Source organism: Bifidobacterium sp. POST2/T3 (B1), from assembly GCF_058197115.1.
In genome coordinates this window covers 1-3,232 of the sequence record NZ_JBVPQK010000302.1, presented here as the reverse complement: position 1 = coordinate 3,232, position 3,232 = coordinate 1, and the positions used below count along the sequence as shown (strand labels likewise).

Here is a 3,232-nt window from a genome sequence, read left to right as displayed (position 1 = left end):
GCCCTGGTTGTCGCCGGTCAGCATGATGGTCTGGATGCCACGCTCGTTCATGTCGTGGATGGCCTGCTTGGAGCCGGTCTTGACCTGGTCGGTCACGGCCAGGACCCCGGCAAGCTTGCCGCCAATGGCCACGAAGATGGTCGTGCGGCCCTGATTCTCCCAGCTGCAGGCAGTGTCCAAGAGGGATTGCGCGCTAGCCTGGTCCGCTATTTCGTTCTCAAGTTCGATTCCCTTGCTCTCGAGCAGTCTGCGGTTGCCGACAAGAACATGCGGGGTGCCTCTGCCTGCCTTAAAGGAGCCGGAGGGGAAGGTCGCATCGATGCCAGCGCCGGTAACCGAGTCGAAGTCCTTGGCCGGGACCAGCTCCAGGTTGCGATCCTTGGCAGCCTGGACGATGGCCTGGGCCAGGGGGTGCTCGGAATTGCTCTCGGCGCTCGCGGCCGCCTTGATCAGCAGGCCTTCATCCATCCCCTGCACGCTCTGGACATCAGCCAGTTCAGGTCGGCCCTGGGTGATGGTGCCGGTCTTGTCGAGGACGATGGTGTCGACGTCATGCGCTCCCTGCAGGGCCTCCGCCGACCGGTAGAGCACGCCGGCACGGGCGCCGCGTCCGGTGCCGATCGTCACAGATAGCGGAGTGGCCAGGCCCAGGGCGCAGGGGCAGGCGATGACCAGGACGGAGACCGCCGCCACGATTCCATATACGCCGCGGGGCATGGGGCCGAACGCCCACCAGGCCACGAAGGTCCAGAGCGCTACCAGGATGACCCCGGGAATGAAAATAGACGATATGCGGTCGGCCAGCTTCTGGATGGGTGCCTTGGATGTCTGAGCCGTCTTGACCAGCCGGATGATCTGTGCCAGGACCGTGTCCTGCCCTACCTGGGTGGCCTTGTAGCGCAGGGAGCCCGTGCCGTTGACGGTGGCTCCGACCAGGGAATCACCCTCCTGCTTGAGGACGGGCATGGGCTCGCCGGTCACCATGGATTCGTCCACTGAGGATGATCCGGAGATGACCTGGCCGTCCACAGGCAGCTTCTCGCCCGGATGGACCTGAATCACGTCTCCGACGGCCACATCGTCGACGGCAATCTCCTGGGTGGTCTCCCTGCCGTCCTGGCCGGTCCTCACCACGGTGGCGGTCTTGGGTCTCAGTCCGACAAGGGCGCGGATGGCATCGCCGGTGCCGCGCCTGGCCCGTGCCTCCAGGATTTGGCCGAGGATCATCAGGGTGATGATGGTGCCCACGGCCTCGTAATATGGTTCGCGGCTTCCCTCAGGCAGGAGTTGCGGGGCCACGGTGACCACCAGTGAGTACAGGAAGGCTGTCGCAGTGCCCAGAGCGACCAGGGAGTTCATCTCCGGAGCCCGGTGTGCCAGTGCCAGCCACCCGGTGCGGTGGATGGGCCAGCCCGAGTAGAACATCACCGGCAATATCAGGACCAGCTGGACCCAGGGGTTCATCAGAATGTGTGGCATGGGCAGGAACATGCCGAACATGGCTGGGATGAAAACCGGGAGCGTGAAGACCAAGGCTACGATGAATCGCCGGGTCAGGTCGCGGATTTCTGTCGTGCGCTCTTGATCCGCCTCGTCCTGGTCGCTGCCGCCAGTGGTCTGGGCTGATTTGGCAGCCTCGGCGGGTTCGGTCTGTGGGCGCTCGCTTTGTGACTGGCTACTTTGTGCTTGTTCGGATTGCGCCTCGTCGCTGCCGCTCGTCGGTCCATCGGTGGCCCGGAGCATCCCGTGGAGCATGTTCATCCCGCAGGCAAAGGGATAGTCGCCGGCCTTGGGCGGAGTCAGCTGGACGGTTGAGGTTTGGAAGGCGGGCAAGGTCTTGTCGATATTGAAGTCATTGAAGACCACGTGTGAGGAGCATTCCCCGCTTTCCTGGCGATCGAAGACCAACTTGACCGGCCGCCCGGCCTGAACCTGGATCAGCTGGGGGCTGTATCCGCCCTTGACCGTGATATGGACGGTCTGGACGCCGCCCTCATCCTTGGCCTGTGCGGCCTTTCTGGGTGCGAAGAAGTACCAGATGATGCCCGCGGTGATAGCCAGGGCTGCAATAAGGACCAGGATGTTGCTCATGTGGCTCACTATACCCCCCAGGGGTATACTGATAGTGAATTTCGATATGGGTTTCATGGATCCGGGTCTGTCCAGGCTCAGCCATGAAGGCCATGGAATTAATAGGAATGGAGTAAACCTTGCCCGGATATGCCAACGACAAAAAGCGGACCATCACTAGACTCCGGCGTGTCGAGGGCCAGGTCAGGGCCATTGAGCAGATGGTCGAATCGGATACCTACTGCATCGACATCCTCACCCAGATTGCAGCCTCGACCAGCGCCCTGAAGTCGGTGGCTCTGACCCTGCTGGACGACCACATGAACCACTGCGTCCGCGAGGCTGCCGAAAAGGGAGGCGAAGAGGCCGATGAGAAGATGGAGGAGGCCTCCGAGGCCATCGCCCGCCTGGTCCGTTCTTAGAAACCCTCGCCAGACAGGTCCAATCCGTCCAAGAATAGCAGTTCATAAGCAACGGGTATAGGCATTCTTCTAGGAATCGCTGGACTTCTGTCTTTCTCCTGTTAGATTGAAACCCAACCCTAGGCCGTTTGGCCCTGGGGAGGAGAGATTGATGAGGGAGAGGCAATGTCGGAAACGAGTTGGGATTGGGCGGCCCTGATAGTGGTCGTCATTCTCTTTGCGGGGCTGGCCCTGCTGAGCAGAAAGACCAAGGTCAACTTCAGTTGGCGGGTCATTATTGCGACGGTGTTGGGAATCCTGGTGGGTGTGGGCTTCTCCGGTCACACGACCTATGTGGGGGCATTCGGCAACGTCTGGTCCGAGGTCATTTCGGCCCTCGTGGTGCCCCTCCTGCTCTTCAGCATCATTGCCAGCATCAGCCGTATCGGTGGGTCTGGTCGGTTGAAGAACATCAGTGTGAAGACCATCGTTCTTCTCCTGGTCAACACCTTCACAGCCGCCGTGATCGCCCTGGTTCTGGGGTTGCTTTTCCAGGTCGGCAAGGGGTTCAATCAGGCCCTGCCCAAGGGGGCCAAGCCTCACGAGGTGCCAGGGGTGCTCGATACTCTGGTCGGCCTCTTCCCCTCGAATCTGGCGGAAAACTGGGCCCAGAACCAGGTCATTCCTGTCGTGATCTTCGCCATCCTCCTGGCGGTCTCTCTGAACAAGGCTGCCTCAACCCCGCGCGGCGAGCAGAGCGT

General features: G+C 61.5%; 3 protein-coding genes. 2 read left to right on the top strand and 1 reads right to left on the bottom strand.

Annotated features, from left to right (window positions below):
* The coding region (locus tag AC0AP0_RS10820) for a heavy metal translocating P-type ATPase (RefSeq protein ID WP_490430468.1) at positions 1 to 2,091 on the bottom strand (2,091 nt) is incomplete at its 3' end.
* Between the two features lie 119 nt (positions 2,092 to 2,210).
* Here AC0AP0_RS10820 and AC0AP0_RS10815 point away from each other — a divergent pair.
* Both AC0AP0_RS10815 and AC0AP0_RS10810 read left to right on the top strand, forming a co-directional pair.
* Complete coding sequence (locus AC0AP0_RS10815; protein ID WP_110416674.1) at positions 2,211 to 2,492, top strand: metal-sensitive transcriptional regulator; 282 nt, start codon at positions 2,211 to 2,213, stop codon at positions 2,490 to 2,492.
* A gap of 165 nt (positions 2,493 to 2,657) precedes the next feature.
* A partial coding sequence (locus AC0AP0_RS10810; protein ID WP_490430467.1) for a dicarboxylate/amino acid:cation symporter occupies positions 2,658 to 3,232 on the top strand: 575 nt, incomplete at its 3' end.